The following is a 20,401-nucleotide window of genomic DNA, read 5'->3' as shown; positions in this document are numbered from 1 at the left end:
CTTGTATGTTTCATTTTCGAGTGGTAATATATAGTAATAGAATGCTAGCTCATCATGAAAACAATATTGTATAGCATTCAGGGTCGTGTTTCTAAACTATTTTACAGGAGGATATTTAAATGAAAAAACGTATTGGAATTATCTTTTTAGTTATGGTGCTCATCTTGAGCTCATTCGTAGTAAATGCTGCGGACGCTACAAATAAAACAGCGGTTGAAGCAAAACATTTTCACATCCAGCTTAACGGAAAGCTCGTTTCAGCAGAAGCAACAGCTGGTACAACAGCTTATCCTATGGTTATTGATGGTGTATCTTACTTGCCTTTAAAAGCATTGGGAAATCTGCTTGGCATAACAGTAACCTATGATAACCCAACTAGAACGATTATGATTGATACTAAGACAAAAATAACACCTATTTACGGTGCAGATACCAAAACCCAAACTGGTGTAAACAAAAAAGCTGTAGAAGTAAAAGACATGGCTATTGAATTAAATGGATCTATTACTTTTCCAAGAAATGCTGCTGGAGATATTGTTTATCCAATTATCGTCGATGGTCGTTCTTATCTACCACTTAGAGCAGTTGGTCCATTACTTGGCATCAAGGTAGATTATGATAATCCATCAAAAACAATTACCATCGCTACGGATGGTTATGTAGAAGTTGCTAAGGACGGATACTCTGTTGAATCAGAAGGAAACGATACAATAAAAACAGCTAATCCATTGCCTGTTAATGGTGGCAAAATGAAAGGTGTTGTTGGTGAAACCATTCAATCCGAACAAGATTTAGATGATTATTTTAAACTCGATTTTACGCAAAGTGGAGTTTTCACTTATACTGTAGCTGGTGCAAATGAAGCACAATTATCAATTTATTTGGTATCTAAAGAAAATCATACAATTTATTCTGATGATATGCCTTATGAAGATAATTATACCTTTTCAATCGCTGTTAAACCCGGTACTTATTTCCTTGAACTTCGTAGTCATTCAGGTGCTGCTAGCTATAAAATTGATACTTCTTTTAAAGCCTACCCACAAGATATTGAACTTAACGATGAATACGAAAAGGCAACAGCAGCAAAGGTGAACACTAGTATCACTGGCACCTTAGGTGGTGCAGATGATCTTGGTGGTCCAGATAATAGTGATTGGTACTATATTTCCGATTCTACTACATCAAGCTTAAGCTATACTTTAAACGCAAAGTTTACTACCGAAATTACTTTATATGATAAAGAAGGATATCACATTGATTCTGCTCAAACACACCAAGGTACTGTATCTGGAACATTTACAAATGATGATCCCGAAAACGTTCCAGCACCTTACTACATTTGCATTACTGGCTATCCCGATTTTAGTGATGGACCAAACGAGTATACCTTTACTCTTAAATAATTCTAAAAATTAAATACAATATAAAAAACATCAAAAGGATCCGGCTAGTTTGCCAGATCCTTTTGTTTTATCGTTCTTGTTCATTGCTTTTGTTCATATTCTATTGTTCTTTATTATAAAATATTGTTACTGTATCATCTGTACCCGAATATGTAATCGTAATCGTATCTCCTTCACTTTCTCTCGTTCCCGAAAACATGAAGATGTCATCTTGATCTGTTTCTATACCATCTTCAAAGTCGATATCTTCTAACTCTTCAGCGTAATCTTTTACATCGTCTTCATCACCATCAGCAAATACAATTGAGCAGCTCTTTTCATCTTTCCATAAGGTTGTAATGTTACCTTTGAACTCAGGTAAGTCCCCCATTACATCCTCTGGCCAATCAAGGTCCTCTCCAGTTTCAAAACTTCCATCCTCACCATTGACTTTAAATCCATCTCCATTAATCTCAACATCCTCACCAAGAACTTTTTCAGTAACCTTTTCTGTAAATTTTTCCCCAATTTTGTCTTTGATTTTACCACAACTTGTTGCCATAAGCAGCATGGATATAATCAAAACTACCACCAATATCTTTGAAATACTTGACCTTGCCTCCATCTTAATACCTCCATCATTCTTTTATTTTAGTGCTACCATGCCTTCAAAAAAGCCGATAGCAAATATCCAGTACCAACAACAAATAAAATAATTAATATTTTAAACAAATTAGCTAATAATACTATCATATAATATGAAAGGATGTGTTCACTTGAAAGAAGATAAAAACAACGCCAAAAACAACCCAACTAAATCAGATTTTATTAGAAGCACCAATCTAAATCCTGATGACTTTGAAACACCTGATAAAGATAATGATTCTACCCATTTAAAATTTCCAAAAAAGAATCAGTAATATATTTTTTGGCCGATACTACTATTGGCCTTTTTTCTTTTAAATACTTGGTTATTTTAAGATTATAACCATTCAGCACTCTACATCAATACCATAATTATACAATTCCTAAGCTAATTAGTCAATTATTCTCTTCCTTCATACTATTTATTATGCCTAGAATTTTTTCCACTTCGTTAATAAATAAGGAACTTTTCTCTTTTTTACTTGATGTGCTCAATAAGAAAAGGTTGTACTTCGCTCTTGTCATTCCTACATAAAATAATCGTCTTTCAGCCTCAAACTGTTTTATATTTTCTAGTGACTCTAAAGACGGAATTACTCCTTGATCTAGGTCAACCATAAATACTGTATCAAATTCCAGTCCCTTGGATCCATGAAGTGTCAATAGAGCTACCGCATTTAGGCTATTATTTGAAGAAGAAGCTTTTAATGTAATCTGAAGTCTATTCAATCGATTTAAAAAATCATAGAAGTCCTTAGATTCCTTTGCTATGTAATCTAATATCATCCATATATGATTAACTCCCTCCGTCGAAATTGCTTGACCATCTATCATGCTTTTCATCCACCGCTCATATCCCAATTCCTTTCTAATAATTAGTAATGCTTGATGGGTTTTATTTTTTCCAAGTATTTTCAACTGTCTTTTAAGGTATAATAGCTTCTGTTTTTGACAGCCATTCCTCTGACAATTATGATAAATTGCATCAATAATGGAGTGCCTTTTTGTTACCCCCATTTTACCTAATTCAAATTCGTTTTTAGAAATATACGCAAAATTTTTGTAGTAAATTCTTTCAAAATATTCAGTTCTGCCTGTTATGGAAAACAATAAAAAAGCTGCGATGTCATTAACAATCCAATGATTGAAAAAAGTTTCATTATAGTTCTTAATAAAAAATTTTAAGCCAGCCTCTTGTAGCCTGTATGCTAGAAGTAGGGCCGAAAGATTATTTCTGAACAAAAAAGCATAGTTAGACAAATTTCTGTCGTTTATAAGCTTTATAGCATATTCATATTGATCTTCAGATGGATTCAGTTTTACAATTTGAATTGGATTATGAGATGTGTTTTGAGTTGTTAAATTTTTAGAATATCTGTTCAGATTATTTTGAATGAATAGATTTGATACATCGACTATATTTTTACTTGATCTAAAGTTTTGCTCCATATGATGAATACTTGAATCGACATAGTTCTCACTGAACCTTAGTATCCATTCTGGATCAGCACCTCTAAATTCGTATATGGTTTGATCATCATCTGCCACCATGAAGAGATTGTTTTTTTCTGCAGCAAGTAAACTAATTATTTTATTTTGAATTTTCGAGTTGTCTTGTGCTTCATCTACTTGAATATATAAAAACTGTTTTCTTAATTTGTTTAATAAATGATGATCATTTACAAGTATCTGATAGCCGAATAGAAGCATATCGTCAAAGTCATAATAATGGTACTTGTCCTTATAAAGCTCATACTGACGAAATATATCTTTAAGGAATCTAATATTGAATTGATATTCGTTAAAATTATCCCATGAAAACATTGAATTCTTAATAATAGAAATTGCATTTGCGATTTCTTCAACAATTTCCTCAGAAGGTTTTTTATAAAAAACCTTCTCATAAATCAAAGCAATGAACTTTTTCTTTGAATCATTTCTGCTATTATTCCCTTCAATATTTTCTTTTACAATTCCTTTTTTTGCAAAGTAAGTTTTCATTAATTTATTGCAAAAACCATGTATTGTGGAAAATTGTGGCATGATTGATCTATTACCAAATAGATTGCAAAATCTTTTTTGCATATCATTCGCTCCAGCTTTGCTAAATGTTAATGATAAAACTTGGTTAGGCAAAACTCCAATAACATCAATTAAATATGCTGTTTTAATAACCATAACAGTAGTTTTACCAGAGCCTGGACATGCCAGAAGCAGGTTCCTACCTTCCGTATGAATAACGCCCTCATATTGTTGTTCTGTTAAAATAATTTTATGAACATCTTTTAACTGCTCAAAAAACCGCTCTTTTTCCATATTGATTCCCCCCATTTCTTCTCTATCTCTACCTCTATCTAGTATATAAAAAAACCTCCTGATGAGTCAACATCTGAAGGCAAATTTATTGATAAATATTATAGTTTGCTAACTATTCTTGCAACATGTATACCACTTGCCGCAGCTTGAGATAGTGAGTGAGTAACCCCCGAACAATCCCCTAATACATACAAACCTTTAACACTTGTCTCTAGATTCTCATCTACTTCAACATTTGAATTGTAAAACTTAACTTCAACACCATATAAAAGAGTATCTTCATTTGCTGTACCTGGTGCTATTTTATCCAAAGCATAAATCATTTCCACAATGTCATCTAGCTGTCTTTTAGGTAGTACAAGACTCAAATCTCCCGGAGTTGCATTTAACGTCGGTTTTAAGAAAGACTTAAGCATTCTTCTATCACTGCTTCTTCTTCCTTTTACCAAATCCCCGAAGCGTTGCATTAAAACGCCTCCACCTAACATATTACTTAGTCTTGCAATTGACTCTCCATATTCATTACTGTTTTTAAAGGGCTCAGTAAAACGGTTGGAAACAAGTAACGCAAAGTTAGTATTTTCAGTGTGTAAGGCTTCATTTGAATAACTATGCCCGTTAACCGTTACAATATCTCCATAATTTTCAGTTACTACCTTACCATATGGGTTCATACAAAAGGTTCTAACGACATCATTGTATTTTTTAGTCTTATATACAATTTTACTTTCATAAACATCATCTGTAATATGTTTAAATACCAAAGCAGGAATCTCAACTCTAACTCCAATGTCTACTCTATTATTTTCAGTCTTAATATTGAATTTTTCACAAACCTTACCAATCCATTTAGAACCAGTTCTACCCGTTGCTACAACTAAGTGTTTGCTCTTATAGGTCTCATCCTTTGTTTCAACAATAAACTCATCATTTATCTTTTCGACATTTAGAACCTCTGTTTCAAATTGAATATCAATCTTATCTTTGATATAATTGTACATATTCTCTGCTATAACAAGATTTCTATCTGTTCCAAGATGTCTCACTTGAGCATCTAATAAATGAAGGTCGTGTCTTAGGGCTTTTGTCTTAAGATCACTATTTGCTGTAGAATAAAGCTTAGCTTCAGCACCACCCATTTTCAGATTAATATCATCTACTTCCCACATTAAATCTATCGCTTTCTCACTACCAATAAATCTAAATAATTCCCCACCAAAATTATTCGTTATATTATATTTCCCATCTGAAAACCCACCTGCACCATAAAAACCCTCCATAATGCTACAAGACTTACAATTACATTCCTTAACATTGGATGATATATTTTTAGGACATTTTCTTTTGTGAAGAGGAAAACCTTTTTCTATCATTAAAACTTTTTTATCAACACCCTCTTTAACAAGTTCATAAGCGCAAAATACACCTGCGGCACCTGCTCCTACTATAATTAAATCATACATAAAAACACCTCAATTTCTTTAAAATTTCACTGACAAATTATTATATCAAATATTCAGTCAAAAATATACAAAAAAATCGTAAGGCGAATTCAAATTGTCTGTTCCTATGGTAAAGGTTTTATGAATCCTACGATTTTAACCCTTCTATGATAACTCCCCCACTGTATTACTCTTGTTATGAAACGGAAACAGAAAATTTCAAAAACACAAAGATATCATGGAAAATTCTCAAAGTAAATGGTACAATAAAAGAAATGATTTTTAGCATTTGAGAGCAAGGTCCGGGGATAAGGAATTTGGAAAAGAGATTGAAATTCAGATAAAAGGGAGCGAATATATGTCAAAGTACATCAGTCAAAAATTAAGAGTTTTGCTTTTTCTGTGTTTCTTAATCATTGGATTTATATCATTAACCGTTTATGGCCAGGAAAAGGAGACCACGATAAATTCTACCTCTCATGAAAGCCCAGAAATCAATACATTTCCCAAATCTCAGGAATCCTATGCCGATAAACATCTAAAACAGTATTCCCAGATCATAAAACATCGTGTAAAAGAAGAACCTTTTAATGTTCTTGCAACACTGATATTTTTTATGGCTATTCTGCATACAATGCTGACCAGTCTCTTTCAAAAAAAAGCCCATCATTTAGAAGTTCACTATCAATCGCTGATTAAGCAGGGATTAAAAGAAAAGAATTCTCATTCCATTCCTGCAAGTTTATTGCATCTTTTGGGAGAAGTTGAAGTTGTTTTTGGATTCTGGTCTGTTATACTGGCTGGTGCTATTGCTTTTTACTATGATTGGGGCACTTTTGTACATTATGTGAATTCACTACATTATTCTGAGCCTTTGTTTGTTATTGTCGTGATGAATATAGCTTCAAGCAGGCCAGTCATTAAGTTCTTTGAAATCCTATTGAGCAGAGTGGTAAAGCTATTTGGAAACACGTTAGAAGCTTGGTGGCTGACAATTCTGATTCTAGCTCCATTGCTAGGTTCTTTCATTACAGAACCGGCGGCAATGACAATCGGAGCTTTTTTGCTAGCAGATAAATTTTACAGTTTAAATCCTTCCAATAAATTGAAATATGTGACACTTGCACTGCTCTTTGTCAACGTATCAATTGGCGGGGTATTAACCAACTTTGCAGCACCGCCTATTTTGATGGTGGCTGAAGTATGGAATTGGGATATGGCCTTTATGGTGATGAACTTTGGATGGAAGGCAGTACTTGCAATTGTTTTTTCCACGACAACTTATTATCTATTATTAAAAAATGATTTGAAGCAACTAAAAAGTGCATATGATAATTATTTGTATAAAAGATATATTCAAAAACTGTTTATCAGTAAAAAAGAACTTGAAGAAAGCTTTGAACAGTTTGAACAAATTGTAGATAAAAGGGTTTCTTTTTCCAGTGAGCTGGATGCATATAGTGTGATTCTTCAAGAGAATATTAAAGAGTTGGCAAAAGAAAAGCTTACCCCCGAAGAATGTGAGCTCTATGATATTGAAAATGCAATTGATGAAAAATTTAACGGGATTAAATACGAGCAAATGTGCAGAACAATTCCAGGGCTTTTGCCGGAACACAAAAGACCGCTCTATATGGATCCTAACTGGGACCAACGGGAAGATTTTGTGCCGTCTTGGATAATCATCGTTCATTTGGTCTTTTTGATATGGACAGTAGTGAATGCTCATGAACCAGTTTTATTTTTGGCAGGATTTCTATTCTTTTTAGGGTTTTATCAGGTGACTTCTTTTTACCAAAACCGTTTAGATTTGAAACCACCTCTATTGGTTGCTTTTTTCCTTGCAGGTTTAATGATTCATGGTACGCTTCAAGGATGGTGGATTGCACCATTATTGGGAAGTCTGCCGGAACTGGGGTTGAATTTGACAGCAATTGTTCTGACGGCTTTCAATGACAATGCAGCAATAACCTATTTAAGCACATTGGTCACGGATTTTCCGGATGAACTCAAATATGCAATTGTTACAGGTGCGATTACAGGCGGGGGATTGACATTAATCGCCAATGCACCGAATCCAGTTGGACAATCGATTTTAAAAAAATATTTCGACAATGGTATTTCGTCAGGTCTTTTATTAAAGTACGCACTCTTGCCAACTATTATTACTGCCGCTGTCTTTTACCTGTTAAAATAATTCAACGAGGTGATCAGAATGATTGTATATGAGAAGAATATTGAATCTTCTTTTCAGGCAGTCCATGAAGCTGTTGAAGAAATACTTCAATTATTAACGGCACAATGGTCATTGCTGGACAAAAAAATAGTATTTAAAATCAATTTTTTGCTGAGAGAAATTATGAATAATGCAGTAGAACATGGCAATAAATTTGCTCCTGGTAAAAAGGTCCTGTGCCGTATCATAAAAGAATCCCCTTATCTGATACTGGAAGTAACTGACGAAGGCGAAGGAATCATTTTACCAAATCAGGTATTTGATTCTGAAGATGTGGATACAATTCTAAGAGACAGAAACAGGGGATATCAATTACTTATGGAAATGGCATTAAGCGTCAGTGTATCAGGCAATCAGGTTAAGGTTGTACTAGACTTAAGTCAGGAGGAATAACAAAATGAAAAAAACAATAGAAGGAAAAAGAGTTATTTTTACAATTTCAGAAGGATTAACAGCGAATAAAATCCCTCAGTACAATCAGAATCTGGAGGAATTACTACCTGAACCTGGGGCATATGATGAATGTATTTTAAATCTGGCCCTAACAAATAATATCGATTCTGCCGGAGTGACCTTTGTAATCGGTATGTACAAAAAAATGAAAGCAATAGAAAAAAACTTTTGTGTGGCAGGCGCCAACGAAGATGTTCAATGCTTATTCAAGCTGATGAAGCTTGACAAGTTTTTTGATATGCAAAGCTGATATAAAGAGTGCAAAAGATAAAACCTAAGAAATGGCAATGCTAAATAAGTGTAACAGAAAGCTGGCACTTTATAAAAAGCAAAATCACGCAGTAGCAACCGGAGGGAAAAGTAACATGAAGTATCGCATTCTGATAGCAGATGATGCGGCAATGAATCGATTGCTGATAAAGAACATATTAGCACAAAGCTTAGAGGATATTGTTTTTGAAGAAGCAGTCAATGGGCAAGAAGTGTTGGATATTGTTGAGCTGGTCCAAGTGGATTTGATTATTTTGGATTTAATTATGCCGGTCTTAGACGGTTATGAAACCTTAACCAGATTAAAACAAAATGAGCAGCACAAAGATATTCCGGTTATCGTAAACAGCGCCATCACAGAAATAAAGTCCATAGAAGACACGTTAAATAAAGGCGCAGTGGATTATTTTACAAAACCTCTTTCAACAAATGATATGAATATTATCCTGCCATTAAAAGCAAAAAATGCATTGATAATGTATGAACAAAATCAAATTATTATTGAGCTGAACAAACATATTCATGAGGAATTGAAAAATGCCAATGCCTTTGCCAATATTATGTTGCCAAAATCCAATAGTTTTAAGGGAGTAGATTTGTTTATAAAATATCATCCTTCCCTCGGAATAGGAGGGGATTTCTTCGATTGCGTAGAAAGTGATGGAAGAATTCATTTTATGGTTGCAGATGTAACCGGACATGGAATTGCTGCCGGAATGGCTTCTTCGATGATCAAAATTCTATATCGAAAAAGCATAGAAAAAAAGGGGATTTTGCCTCATGAAATCTTAGAGGATATGAACAATTCCATCTTTCAGTATTTTGATTTTGCAGGTAAGGATCATTATGTTGTTTTTACTGCGTTTGTAGGGATTATAGAAAACAACATGTTGTACTATGCAAACGCCGGCCAGCCATATCCAATGATTTATGTTAATGAAATAGAACAGTTTGAAGAAATTCACCAAAACGGTTTTCTGATAGGAATGATGGAAGACGTTGAATTTGAGACAGAACAAATACAGCTAAAAAAGAACGATTTTATATTTCTTTATACGGACGGGCTGTTTTGCTCCGGAGAAGGAACGGATTTTACCGGATGGAATAAAGTGTTCTCTCTGGCAGGATACTTAAAAAAAGCCCTCTTAACTAATCCGGAAGAATTTTTAGAAGAGATTTTCTATGCTTTTCACATGATTCATAAGGCAAATCATACGGATTTTACCGATGATGTTGCAATGATGCTCATCCGGTTATCACAATAAGCATTTTATAGAAAAAGAGCGATTAACACCTTCTTAATCGCCCTTTCAAAATTTATATATTTATTTATCAACAATTAATCTAGTTTTGTACCAATGCTGGCGTATCTGCTGCAGCAAATAACAATTCTTTTAACTCAGCATCTAATTTAAGTATAGAAATTGAGAATCCAGCCATATCTAAAGATGTCATGTAATTTCCTACATAAGTTTTAGCAATCTTAACACCCTTATCACCTAATACGTTTGCTACTCTCAAATTCGCAACGTATAGTTCCATGATAGGTGTTCCACCAAGACCATTTACCAATACTGCTACTTCATCTCCTGATGTAGGATTTATGTCAGCAAATATTTTTTCCAATAAATGATCAACTGTTTCGTCTGCAGATCTAAGAACTTCTCTATGAGTACCTGGCTCGCCGTGAATACCCATACCAATCTCCACTTCATTTTCTGGAAGTACAAAGCTTGGTTTTCCTGCTGCAGGTACTGTACAAGTTGTAAGTGCCATACCCATGGATTTTACATTTTTGATTACTTTTTCAGCAACTCTTTTCACTTCTTGTAAGTCACCACCAGCTTCTGCCTTAGCACCAGCTATTTTATGTACAAATACTGTTCCAGCGATACCTCTTCTTCCTGTTGTCCAAGTACTATCTTCAACTGCAACGTCATCATTTACAACAACATGTTCAACTTGGATGCCTTCTTCAGCCGCCATTTCAGCTGCCATTTCAAAGTTCATGATATCACCAGTATAATTCTTAACAACTAATAAAACCCCTTTACCACCATTCACTGCTTTTACCGCTTCAAATACTTGATCAGGTGTAGGTGAGGTAAACACTGCCCCCGCAACAGCGCCATCTAACATACCCTTACCAACAAATCCCCCATGAGAAGGTTCATGGCCGCTACCACCACCACTTACTAATGCAACCTTTGGTTGTGGACTGTTAGCTCTAACAAGTATCTCAAAACCATCTACTCTCTTTACATATGTTGGATGAGCAGCAACAATCCCCTTTAACATTTCATCAACTACATTGTCTGGTTGGTTAATAATTTTCTTCATAATAAATCCTCCTATTTATTGATAGTATCATTAATATTATTAGCAAGAAGCGTGCCAGAAAGGAAAATCGGCTACGCCGCAATTAAAATTCTCGTCACACTTCCGCCGCTTTTCCAATTGCATTTGCTAAAACTTCTTAACAAAAAGAAAATCCACTACGCTAAATCAAATTCCTCCTTACACTTCTGCCGCTTTTCCACTTACTATACACGTAGATAAAAACTCTCTTATCTTAGCCGCTTCCGTTAGCTTTAAAACCTGCTCCAAAACTTTCCCATCTCTTCTACAACCCCTAATTACTTCCTTAATTTTTGGTATCGATGGGGCACTCATACTCAGCTCATCTATAGCCATTTCCATAAACAACACAACTGCTAATGGATCACTTGCCATTTCGCCACATACACCTACCCACTTTCCATTTGCATGAGCAGCTTCTACAATCTTGGTAATCAAGTGAATAACCGCGATATTAAAGTGATCGTATAAATAACTTACTTTTTGGTTACCTCTGTCAACCGCTAAGGTGTATTGCACAAGGTCATTCGTTCCTATGCTAAAAAAGTCAACTTCCTTTGCAAAAACAGAAGCCATTACTGCAGCTGCTGGCGTTTCAATCATGATTCCTACTTGAACATCTTCAGCAAATGCAACTGCTGCTTCAGTGAGTTCTAACTTTGCTCTTTCAATCAACACTTTTGCTTGTTTAATTTCTTCTAAGTTAATAATCATAGGAAGCATAATTGCAACCTTACCATAGGCACTTGCTCTTAGAATTGCTTTAATTTGAGTCATAAATATGTCTGTTCTTTCTAGGCAAATTCTAATGGCTCTCCAACCTAGAAATGGATTTTCTTCTTTTCCAATGGATAAATATTCAAGGGGTTTGTCACCACCAATATCCATTGTTCGTATGACACATAGCTGTCCATTTGCCTTTTCTACTACATATCTATAGGCTTTATATTGCTCATCTTCAGTTGGTAGCTGCTTCTTCCCCATGAAGATAAATTCAGTTCGATATAAGCCTACTCCTTGACAACCGTATTTCAAGGCATCATCAATGTCTTTTGGATTTCCGATGTTTGTAGCAAGTGTAACTTTATAGCCATCCTTGGTAATTCCCGGTAAATCAGCCAAGCTTAAGTAATATGCTTTTCTTTGCTTTTCTAACTCAGCCTTCTTTTGATATTCATTCATAATCTCTATACTAGGTTCTACAATAAACTTACCTTTATATCCATCTATAATAGCCATTGATCCATTTTTCAAGTCTTTCATTGCTGTCCCTAATCCAACTATTGTCACTAAACCTTTTGCTTTCGCTATAATAACTGCATGGGATGTTGAACTTCCACTTCCCATAACAATTCCTGACACTTGATCTGATGAAAGATTTGCAATGAGGGATGGTTCAATATCTTCACCACATAAAATGATTCCTTCTTGGTCAATTTTAGGTTCTTCTATATTAAGAATTCTCCTAAGAAGCCTTTTACCAACATCTTTAACGTCTGCAGCTCGTTCTCTTAAATAAGCATCCTCTAAGTTTTCTAACATATTTGCCAGCTCATCTGATGCCTTTATTATAGCCTTTGGTGCTGATTCACCTGCTTCAATTTGTAGATTTATACTATCATCAAGCATAGGATCTTGTAGCATAAATAAATGAGCTTCCATAATTTCGATTTGTTCCTTGTTGTTAGCTTCTTTTGCATTCGTAACGATTACTCTTAGTTGTTTAGCTGCCTCAGATAGCGCTTGTACATACTTCAATTTCTCATGCTCTTGATCTTCTATTACATATTCTTGAAGTATTTCATCAAAAGAGTCTTGAATATACTGTACTGTCCCTAGTGCAATTCCTTCAACAACACTTTTTCCTTGATATTCCATTCAAACACCTCTAATTTTCATAAAAATTATTAGAAATAAGCTGACTTAGAGCCTCGATTGCCTCATTTTCATCCTTTCCATCAGTAGAAACTGTTAATTCTTGGCTATTTTTAACACCCATTGACATAATCATTAATAAACTTTTCGCATTCGCCTTTCTATCATTTCCAAAAAGGGTTATTATGCTTTCAAACTGTGATGCTATTTTAGCAATTTCCGCAGCTGGTCTAGCATGTATGCCCAAAGCATTTCCAATCATAAATTTAGCTTCTTTCATGTACATACCTCCAGGCAACTATAGTCTTTTTTATTTTCATATTCTATCCTTCTTTTCTTACAATAGTTTCAACACTTCACGTGCTAGCTCAGCAGCTTCAACAACCTCTTTTATATTACTACCAATATATGCCTGAACTGCTGCACTTATAGCTCCTTCTAAAACCGGTGCATCTGCTATGACCACCTCAATATTTGCTCCACTTTCTTGTAATAACTCAATTGCCATGCTAGAACTTAAAACTGCACTACCGAGGTCAACCAATATTACCACACCTTTGCCACTGTCAGCACTTTGAATCGCTTCACAAATTTTGACAGCGTCTGTTCCAATACTACCATCATCCATGCCTCCAGCTGCAATGATTTTTTGTTCTGGGCCAGCCATCTGCATAGCTAGCTCTTTAATGCCTTCGGCAACTTTAAAGCTATGAGATACAATAACGATACCTACCATATTAGACCTCCAAAACTTTTGATTTATAATGATTAGTTACTGCTTGAAGTATAATCAACGAGGATGTCGCTCCAGGATCTTGATGTCCTATGCTTCTATCTCCTAAATAGCTTGCTCTACCTTTTGTTGCTCTTACAGTCTTCGTATATTCAATTCCTGCTTCTGCCGCTTCAATAGCCAGTTCAAGACATTGTACAAGTGATGCACCCTTTTCTATTCCTACTTGAATTGCCTCTAATGCAGGTTCAATCGCATCGATCATCGTTTTTTCGCCCTTAACGGCTTTTCCTCTATCCTTAATTCCATTTAATGCCGCAGTAAGCATTTTCACAACTTCCTCAGCATCAAGTGTTGTCTTACCAAGGGATTCACTACCTGCTTTCATGAATGCTGTTCCATATAACGGACCAGATGCACCTCCAACTGTAGAAATTAAAGTCATACCAATTTTTTTCAGTGTTAATCCAATATCTGTATCTTCGTCTGTTACTTTTGATACTACAGCATTGAAGCCTCTAGCCATATTGATTCCATGATCTGCATCTCCAATTGCCCCATCCAACTCCGTTAAGTATTCCTTGTTTTTGTTTAGCTCGTCATTGATTGAATTAATAAAGCTATTAATTGTTGCTGCCATTTTTATCCCTCCATTATTTATGTATTACCATTTATCGGTAATATTGTTTATGCTGCAATCGCCTCCTTATTAAGATTATGAATCAATAATAATCTAATAAGCAAGAAGTGTGCCAGCAATTATTCTTTCACAAGATTGTATTTCTTCGCCTTGGAAGAAATTGTATTGTGTGTTAACCCCAGAGCCTTACCCGCAGCATTAAAGCTTGTATATTTATTTAATGCCTTTTCAATGATTATTCTTTCATATTCTTCCCAGGTTAATAGCTCTGATAAAGCCAATACTTCATCTACTGCATTGGAGTTGTTGCCATTTTCATAGATGTATTTAGGCAGGTTATTTAGCCTTATTGTATTATCATCTAATAGAATGATTGTTCTTTCCATAATATTTTCTAATTCCCTTATATTGCCTGGCCAATTATAGTAAAACAGCGCATTGATAGCTGCTTTGTCAATCTGCACCTTCTCCTTACCTAATTCATCACATATTTTCTGTGCAAAGTATTCAACAAGTACAGGAATATCTTCTTTTCTTTCTCTTAAGGGTGGTAGCCAAATAGGAATTACATTTAATCTATAATATAAATCTTCTCTGAAATCACCTGTTTTAACCAATTCTTCTAAATTTTGATTGGTCGCTGCGACGATTCTAACATCAACTTTTATTGTTCTTTCTCCACCTACTCTTTGAAACTCCTTCTTTTGAACTGCCCTTAGTAACTTAACCTGCATACTTTTATCCATCTCGCCAATTTCATCTAAAAAAATGGTTCCTTTATTCGCAAGTTCAAATCTGCCAAGCTTTGTTTTAAAGGCTCCAGTAAAAGCTCCTTTTTCATGCCCAAAAAGCTCACTTTCCAGCAGCGTTGGTGGAATAGCTGCACAATTAACACGTATAAAGGGTTCATTACTTCTATCGCTAGAATAATGAATCGCTTCAGCAATCAGTTCTTTTCCTGTTCCACTCTCACCACGTACCAAAACAGTATAGTGACTCATCGAAGCTTTTGCTGCTATAGCCATAGAATCAAATATTTTTCCACTAATACCGATAATACCATCAAATGCAGGCCCTAATTTTTTAGTTCGAATGAGCTCTTCTTGCAAATATTCTGCTTTTGCGGACATTTGATTAAGTTTTTCTGCTAGGTCTTGAACCTCCGTAATATCTTTGATTACTGAAATTGCCCCTAAAATCTGCCCATCAACAATAATTGGATTCACATTTGCTACAACTACTACTCCATTTTCTTTTGTGCGAATGCTTCCTAAGATAGGCACACCTGTTTTAAGCACCTTCACTCTATCTCCGCTTGGCGATACATCAACTATATTCTTACCAGTTAGATTGGCTAATTCTTGACCTGTAATTCGTACATAAGAAGCATTTGCATAAGTGATCTCACCTTTTTCATCTAATACACAAATGCCATCTTGAACAGATTCTAAAATGAGTTGATATTTTTCTTTTAACTCCTTTATTTCTATTAATTGCCAAGAAATATTTACAAGCTTAGAGATATCTTCAAAAATGCTTATAGCACCCTTACTTTCATTTTCAACAAGGATTGGTGTGCTACTTGTGACTACTGTGTAATTGCGAATTTGTTGTGTATATCCAATTTCAGATGTTTTAGTGCTACTTATTTGAGGAAGTTTAGAATCCGGAAATACTTGTTGAATATTTTTGCCAATCACATCATCCGAGGTCATACCAAACATTCGCTCTGCTTCTTGATTAAATATAATAATTACATCATTTTCATCAATCGCTAACAATCCATTTGCCATATTGCTGAAGATATTCTCTGCGGTTAATATGTTGTCTTGTAGAAGAATGTCTACCTTGCTAATGGAACTCTGATCATAGACAAAATCACTTTCCAAAAAATCCCCCATCAATTGAGTCGCAATTTTAACATCCTCGCCACTAGTAATGATTTCAATTTCATCCTTTGCTTTGATTTTCATTGATATCAATAATAGTATACTGCTCAGTGGCACTTCCTTATAGGCACCTTTTTTCACCTTAAAGATAACATTATATTTTTTTTGCAATTCTTCAGCTTTTTGCACAATCATAGCTGCAACCCTAGCATGCAGCCCTTTTTCATGGTTTATTATGACTTTTCTTGTTATATTTTGTATCATCATATCCTTTGTCCTCTTCTCTTTGTGAGTCATAATGATATTAAGTAAGCAATAAGCATGCCAGCTTTTATTACTATACATGATTAATTCTAACCAGTACTTTCCGATGTTAGGGTAATATATATCAACCAAGTTATTTGTTGTCAATTTTTACCCATTATTAAAATGTTTTCTTAAGTCCATCGTTGGAATCTTAAGTTGAGCTCGATATTTTGCAACTGTTCTTCTAGAAATAAAGATATCTTTTTCTTGTAAAATTTTACATATTGTTGTATCACTTAGAGGATTCGATTTATCCTCCTCATCAATGATTTCTTTCAAAACAAGCTTTGCATTTGATGAAGAGACATCCTCGCCATTTGCCGCTCTAATTGTTTTACTAGAAAAGAAATATTTTAGTTCATATACTCCCCATTGACACAATAGATATTTTTCATTGACGGCCCTACTTACTGTTGATTCATGAATATCGAGCTCATAAGCAATTTCTTTTAATGTCAAAGGCATCAAATGCTTTTTCCCAAATTCAAAAAATGCAATTTGATGAAGCACTATAGCAGAAGTTACTCTCTCTAATGTATTCAATCGTTGCTCTATGCAACGCATCAACCATGTAGCGCTAGTATAGTTTTTATTTATATAACTATATTCTTCAGAATTAAGCTGTTTTCTATTTGTTAATAGACCACTGTAATATGTACTGACATTAAGATTCGGAAGCTGTTCTTTATTTATCATTACTTCAAACTGATCATCATTTTTGCATACTACAACATCTGGTTTAATATATCTAGCTATTTCTAAAGAAAATCTGCTTCCGGGTTTAGGATCCAAACCTTTAATCATAGCAATTAACTGATTTATCCGTGGAATTTCTAGTCCTAATACTTGAGATAAATAAGGGATTCTATTCGCTGCAATATCTTCTAGATAGTTATCTACCATTATAATTAGATTTCTATCCTTCATATTATTCCTTACAATTTGAAGCAGTAAACATTCCTTAAGATTTCTTGCACCCACTCCTGGAGGATCAAAGCTTTGAACCAACTCAATTGCTCTCAAAATCTCTTTAGAAGTACTAGGAATCACTTGTTTTATTTCTTTTTCATTCATGGTAAAATATCCGTTTGAATCAATACTTTCAATGATAAATTCACATAATTCCATCATTATGCCGGAAATCTTTTCTGTATGAAGTTGGAGCAAAAGATGTTGCACCAAGCTTGGTTTTAAGCTTGAAGCATCCGGTATAGAATTTATATAGTTAAATTCATCATTCTCTTCATTAAAGTTGGCTGTCCCATATTCATCATAGTAGCTTGTATCTTTGATTGAATCTTTCATGTTTCGACTTGGCTTTGAAGTATTCTCCGCGTATTCAAGTATTGGATTAGCTTGAACCTCTTCATCAATAAGTTCAAGTAGTTCTTCGTTATTCATTTTCAGTATTTTCAGCGAGTATTCAAGCTGTGGAGTCATTAGTAGTCTCTGTTCTTGAGCAAGATTCATATTCATTTCTAAGTCCAAAATGCATCACCTCACAACCATCTGTATACCATTATTATAGCTAAGTAAAATAAAAAAAGCAAGAAGGCCGTTTTACTGGCCTTCTCAATTAATCTTATTTTAATAACAAACAAAATCCGAAATATTATCTAAATCAGTTCCAAAATATACCCAACCATAACCTATCCAACGATAGCCAGCAACGGATCTTCTTCCAACGAAAACCAACCATGACCAAAAACTACGTCCATCCTCAAGCCATATATAAGTGTATTTATATCTACAATTCCAAATAGCTCCTGGATCAACAGCATATAAACTAGGTCCACCAAGGGATCTTCTTGGTATCCTACTCGGAGGTGGTCCTTGTGGCATAGAACCAGAAGGTGATCCCGGAGGTCCTTGGGGTGGTCCTTGTGGTAGGCCTTGAGGTGGTCTTCCTGGAATATTTCCAATTGGTGGCCTTCTTCTAGGACGCCTTCTTCTACGTTGATCAAATGGAAGATCTGGATAATCATCAATATCAGGTACGCGTTGCATGCTTTCTATTTGGTCATAATCTTCATAATCATCATAATCGTCAAAATCGTCATAACCTTCATAATCATAATACAAGTCATCATTCATAGCCATTTCTTTACCTCATTACAAGTCTTAGTTTATCTTATTCTATATGACTTCTGTTTGGTACAAGAAATGAATCGATTATATATAATTTATTTTTTCTACGTGGACAAATTCTTAATATAAAACGGTTCAAAGTGAACAATCAGTTGAATATTACTATTTAAATCTTCTTTAAATCTTTCTTCAATTATATGCATGAGTGTATGCGACTCTTCTATACTCATTTCAGGATCAGTTAAAATATGCATATCTATAAAAACATCGTCCTTTTTCCCCCTACTTCTAATCTTATGAGCTTCCTTTACCTGAGAATAACTCATAACGATTTGTTTGAGGGTATGTTCGTCTATCACGCTTTTATCAACTAGAATACTGCTTGTAGATATAAATATTTCATAAGAAGCATGAATAATAAAAATCGCAACTACCATTGAACCAATGGAATCCACCATCGGAGGCAAGCCTAGCTTAATACTTAGTAGTGATATAAGAACACCTATTGAAATAAAAATATCACTTCTTGTATGAATCGCATCCGAAATTAGAACTTCACTGTTAAGCATTAATCCTTTTTTGTATTCATAAATCGAAACTGCTAGATTAATACCAATTGTTATAAGTAATACAGCAACACTTCCTATAGAAATGTTTAGTGCTTTAGGATATGCAAATCTTATAATCGCTCCATATATTGTCTTTATAGCAATATAAAATAACATACCAGATATAAAAAGTCCCGATAACGTCTCAAACTTTCTATGTCCATAAGGATGACTTTCATCCACTGGCTTTGAAGCAATTTTTATCCCGATTAAACCGATAACATTTGATGAACCATCTGATAATGAATGAAATCCATCCGCTGTCATACTCACACTATTGGTAATACTACCAACAAAGATTTTCAACACTGCAACTAGCACATTTGCAAAGAGCAGCATCCAGAGTACTCTTGCAATTTTAACAAAACGTTCTTTCACCCAATTAACATCCCCAATTAATTCTCTGTAATTATAGTATGCTCTATAGTTGTATTTGGTGAACCTAATAGCCTTAATCTATAGGCTTGCATGGCTACATTTCCAAGTTGCTTCATAAGCTTATTGTTCGCATATGCACCTACAACAGCACCTATACCCGGAACCAATTGAAGCATTTTTTCAAAATCAATATAATCTCTATATTCCTGTTGAAAAGATCTCCAGTCAAATATATCTTCCTTCGTAGGGAGACTTTTTGCATATTCTTCCCAGTTCACAATTTTCTTATAAACTTCTTGTCTAGATTGCTGACTTGAAAATGCTAACTGAAAAACATAAAGAATAAAAACACGCTCTTTATAGTTCTTAACGTCAAAACCATATAAGCTTGCAACTTCAAACAAGAATTTCATTTTTATAGACAATAATATTGGAAAATCTGCCATACCAATAAAAATACCTCCAGCTCCTGTACCAAATCCACTCGCTATTGCTAACGTTTTATATTGATCAATTTTTTCTAATACCTTTTTTTCTCTATGAGCAATTGTAGTACCCCTCAAAGGCTTTTTACTCATAAACTCAAAACCAAAAAGGACAACCTTAACCATCCTTTTGATTGCTTGCGTTACAATTTGATGTATATTAGCTGGGATCATATTATTTACTCTGTTTTGTAAGCCTTTTGCAAACCGGCTTGATAAACTAGGGTTCTTTAGCAGTTCCTTTTCCCAAATAAGCATTTCTCTTTTTACTTTATTTTCATAATTATTCATCAA

At 34.5% G+C, this 20,401-nt stretch carries 18 protein-coding genes; 5 read left to right on the top strand and 13 right to left on the bottom strand.

Annotated features, from left to right (window positions below; translation table 11 throughout):
- The first annotated feature begins 119 nt into the window (after positions 1-119).
- Positions 120-1,406 (top strand): hypothetical protein, encoded by a 1,287-nt coding sequence (locus CVU84_10460; GenBank protein PKM94480.1) that lies wholly within the window; start codon positions 120-122, stop codon positions 1,404-1,406.
- Positions 1,407-1,506: 100 nt separating this feature from the next.
- Here CVU84_10460 and CVU84_10455 read toward each other — a convergent pair whose 3' ends face one another.
- The 3 genes from CVU84_10455 to CVU84_10445 form a co-directional block, all read right to left on the bottom strand.
- The gene (locus tag CVU84_10455) at positions 1,507-2,010 is read right to left on the bottom strand and encodes a hypothetical protein (protein ID PKM94479.1); all 504 of its coding nucleotides are present in this window, start codon (positions 2,008-2,010) and stop codon (positions 1,507-1,509) included.
- 416 nt (positions 2,011-2,426) lie between these two features.
- Positions 2,427-4,361, bottom strand: coding sequence for an ATP-dependent helicase (locus tag CVU84_10450; GenBank protein PKM94478.1), 1,935 nt, complete (start codon positions 4,359-4,361; stop codon positions 2,427-2,429).
- Positions 4,362-4,444: 83 nt separating this feature from the next.
- Positions 4,445-5,809, bottom strand: a complete 1,365-nt coding sequence (locus CVU84_10445) for an FAD-dependent oxidoreductase (GenBank protein PKM94477.1) — start codon at positions 5,807-5,809, stop codon at positions 4,445-4,447.
- Between the two features lie 1,195 nt (positions 5,810-7,004).
- Here CVU84_10445 and CVU84_10440 point away from each other — a divergent pair.
- Genes CVU84_10440 through CVU84_10425 form a run of 4 tightly spaced genes read left to right on the top strand, consistent with a single transcriptional unit; the run spans position 7,005 to position 10,012 of the window.
- Complete coding sequence (locus tag CVU84_10440) at positions 7,005-7,985, top strand: hypothetical protein (protein PKM94596.1); 981 nt, start codon at positions 7,005-7,007, stop codon at positions 7,983-7,985.
- Between the two features lie 18 nt (positions 7,986-8,003).
- Complete coding sequence (locus CVU84_10435; protein ID PKM94476.1) at positions 8,004-8,417, top strand: hypothetical protein; 414 nt, start codon at positions 8,004-8,006, stop codon at positions 8,415-8,417.
- Positions 8,418-8,421: 4 nt separating this feature from the next.
- Positions 8,422-8,727, top strand: a complete 306-nt coding sequence (locus CVU84_10430) for a hypothetical protein (protein PKM94475.1) — start codon at positions 8,422-8,424, stop codon at positions 8,725-8,727.
- A 31-nt stretch (positions 8,728-8,758) separates the two neighbouring features.
- Positions 8,759-10,012, top strand: coding sequence for a hypothetical protein (locus tag CVU84_10425; protein ID PKM94474.1), 1,254 nt, complete (start codon positions 8,759-8,761; stop codon positions 10,010-10,012).
- A 79-nt stretch (positions 10,013-10,091) separates the two neighbouring features.
- Here the strand turns inward: CVU84_10425 and CVU84_10420 are convergent, their stop codons facing one another.
- The 10 genes from CVU84_10420 to CVU84_10375 all read right to left on the bottom strand — a co-directional run bounded on the left by CVU84_10420 (position 10,092) and on the right by CVU84_10375 (position 20,398).
- Positions 10,092-11,087, bottom strand: a complete 996-nt coding sequence (locus CVU84_10420) for a dihydroxyacetone kinase subunit DhaK (protein ID PKM94473.1) — start codon at positions 11,085-11,087, stop codon at positions 10,092-10,094.
- A gap of 177 nt (positions 11,088-11,264) precedes the next feature.
- Positions 11,265-12,983 (bottom strand): phosphoenolpyruvate--protein phosphotransferase, encoded by a 1,719-nt coding sequence (gene ptsP / locus CVU84_10415; GenBank protein PKM94472.1) that lies wholly within the window; start codon positions 12,981-12,983, stop codon positions 11,265-11,267.
- Between the two features lie 10 nt (positions 12,984-12,993).
- Positions 12,994-13,266, bottom strand: coding sequence for a phosphocarrier protein HPr (locus tag CVU84_10410; protein ID PKM94471.1), 273 nt, complete (start codon positions 13,264-13,266; stop codon positions 12,994-12,996).
- Positions 13,267-13,317: 51 nt separating this feature from the next.
- Positions 13,318-13,716: a PTS mannose transporter subunit IID gene (locus CVU84_10405; GenBank protein PKM94470.1), complete on the bottom strand. Its 399-nt coding sequence runs from the start codon at positions 13,714-13,716 to the stop codon at positions 13,318-13,320.
- Between the two features lies 1 nt (position 13,717).
- The gene (dhaL, locus tag CVU84_10400) at positions 13,718-14,353 is read right to left on the bottom strand and encodes a dihydroxyacetone kinase subunit L (protein PKM94469.1); all 636 of its coding nucleotides are present in this window, start codon (positions 14,351-14,353) and stop codon (positions 13,718-13,720) included.
- Positions 14,354-14,472: 119 nt separating this feature from the next.
- A complete protein-coding gene (locus CVU84_10395) occupies positions 14,473-16,506 on the bottom strand; it encodes a Fis family transcriptional regulator (GenBank protein PKM94595.1) in 2,034 nt (677 codons plus the stop codon).
- Positions 16,507-16,656: 150 nt separating this feature from the next.
- Entirely contained in the window at positions 16,657-18,036 is a 1,380-nt protein-coding gene (rpoN, locus tag CVU84_10390; protein ID PKM94468.1) for an RNA polymerase sigma-54 factor, read from the bottom strand.
- A 99-nt stretch (positions 18,037-18,135) separates the two neighbouring features.
- Positions 18,136-18,555 carry a hypothetical protein gene (locus CVU84_10385; protein ID PKM94594.1) on the bottom strand — a complete coding sequence of 140 codons (420 nt, stop codon included), beginning with the start codon at positions 18,553-18,555 and terminating at the stop codon, positions 18,136-18,138.
- Between the two features lie 185 nt (positions 18,556-18,740).
- Positions 18,741-19,583: a cation transporter gene (locus CVU84_10380; protein PKM94593.1), complete on the bottom strand. Its 843-nt coding sequence runs from the start codon at positions 19,581-19,583 to the stop codon at positions 18,741-18,743.
- A 56-nt stretch (positions 19,584-19,639) separates the two neighbouring features.
- Entirely contained in the window at positions 19,640-20,398 is a 759-nt protein-coding gene (locus tag CVU84_10375; protein ID PKM94467.1) for an ABC transporter-associated protein EcsC, read from the bottom strand.
- Between the last annotated feature and the right edge of the window lie 3 nt (positions 20,399-20,401).

It is taken from the genome of Firmicutes bacterium HGW-Firmicutes-1, assembly GCA_002841625.1.
In the GTDB taxonomy this organism is placed as follows: Bacteria; Bacillota; Clostridia; order Lachnospirales; family Vallitaleaceae; genus HGW-1.
Note: the sequence above shows the minus strand (reverse complement) of the source record. Positions and strands in the feature narration are given on the sequence as shown.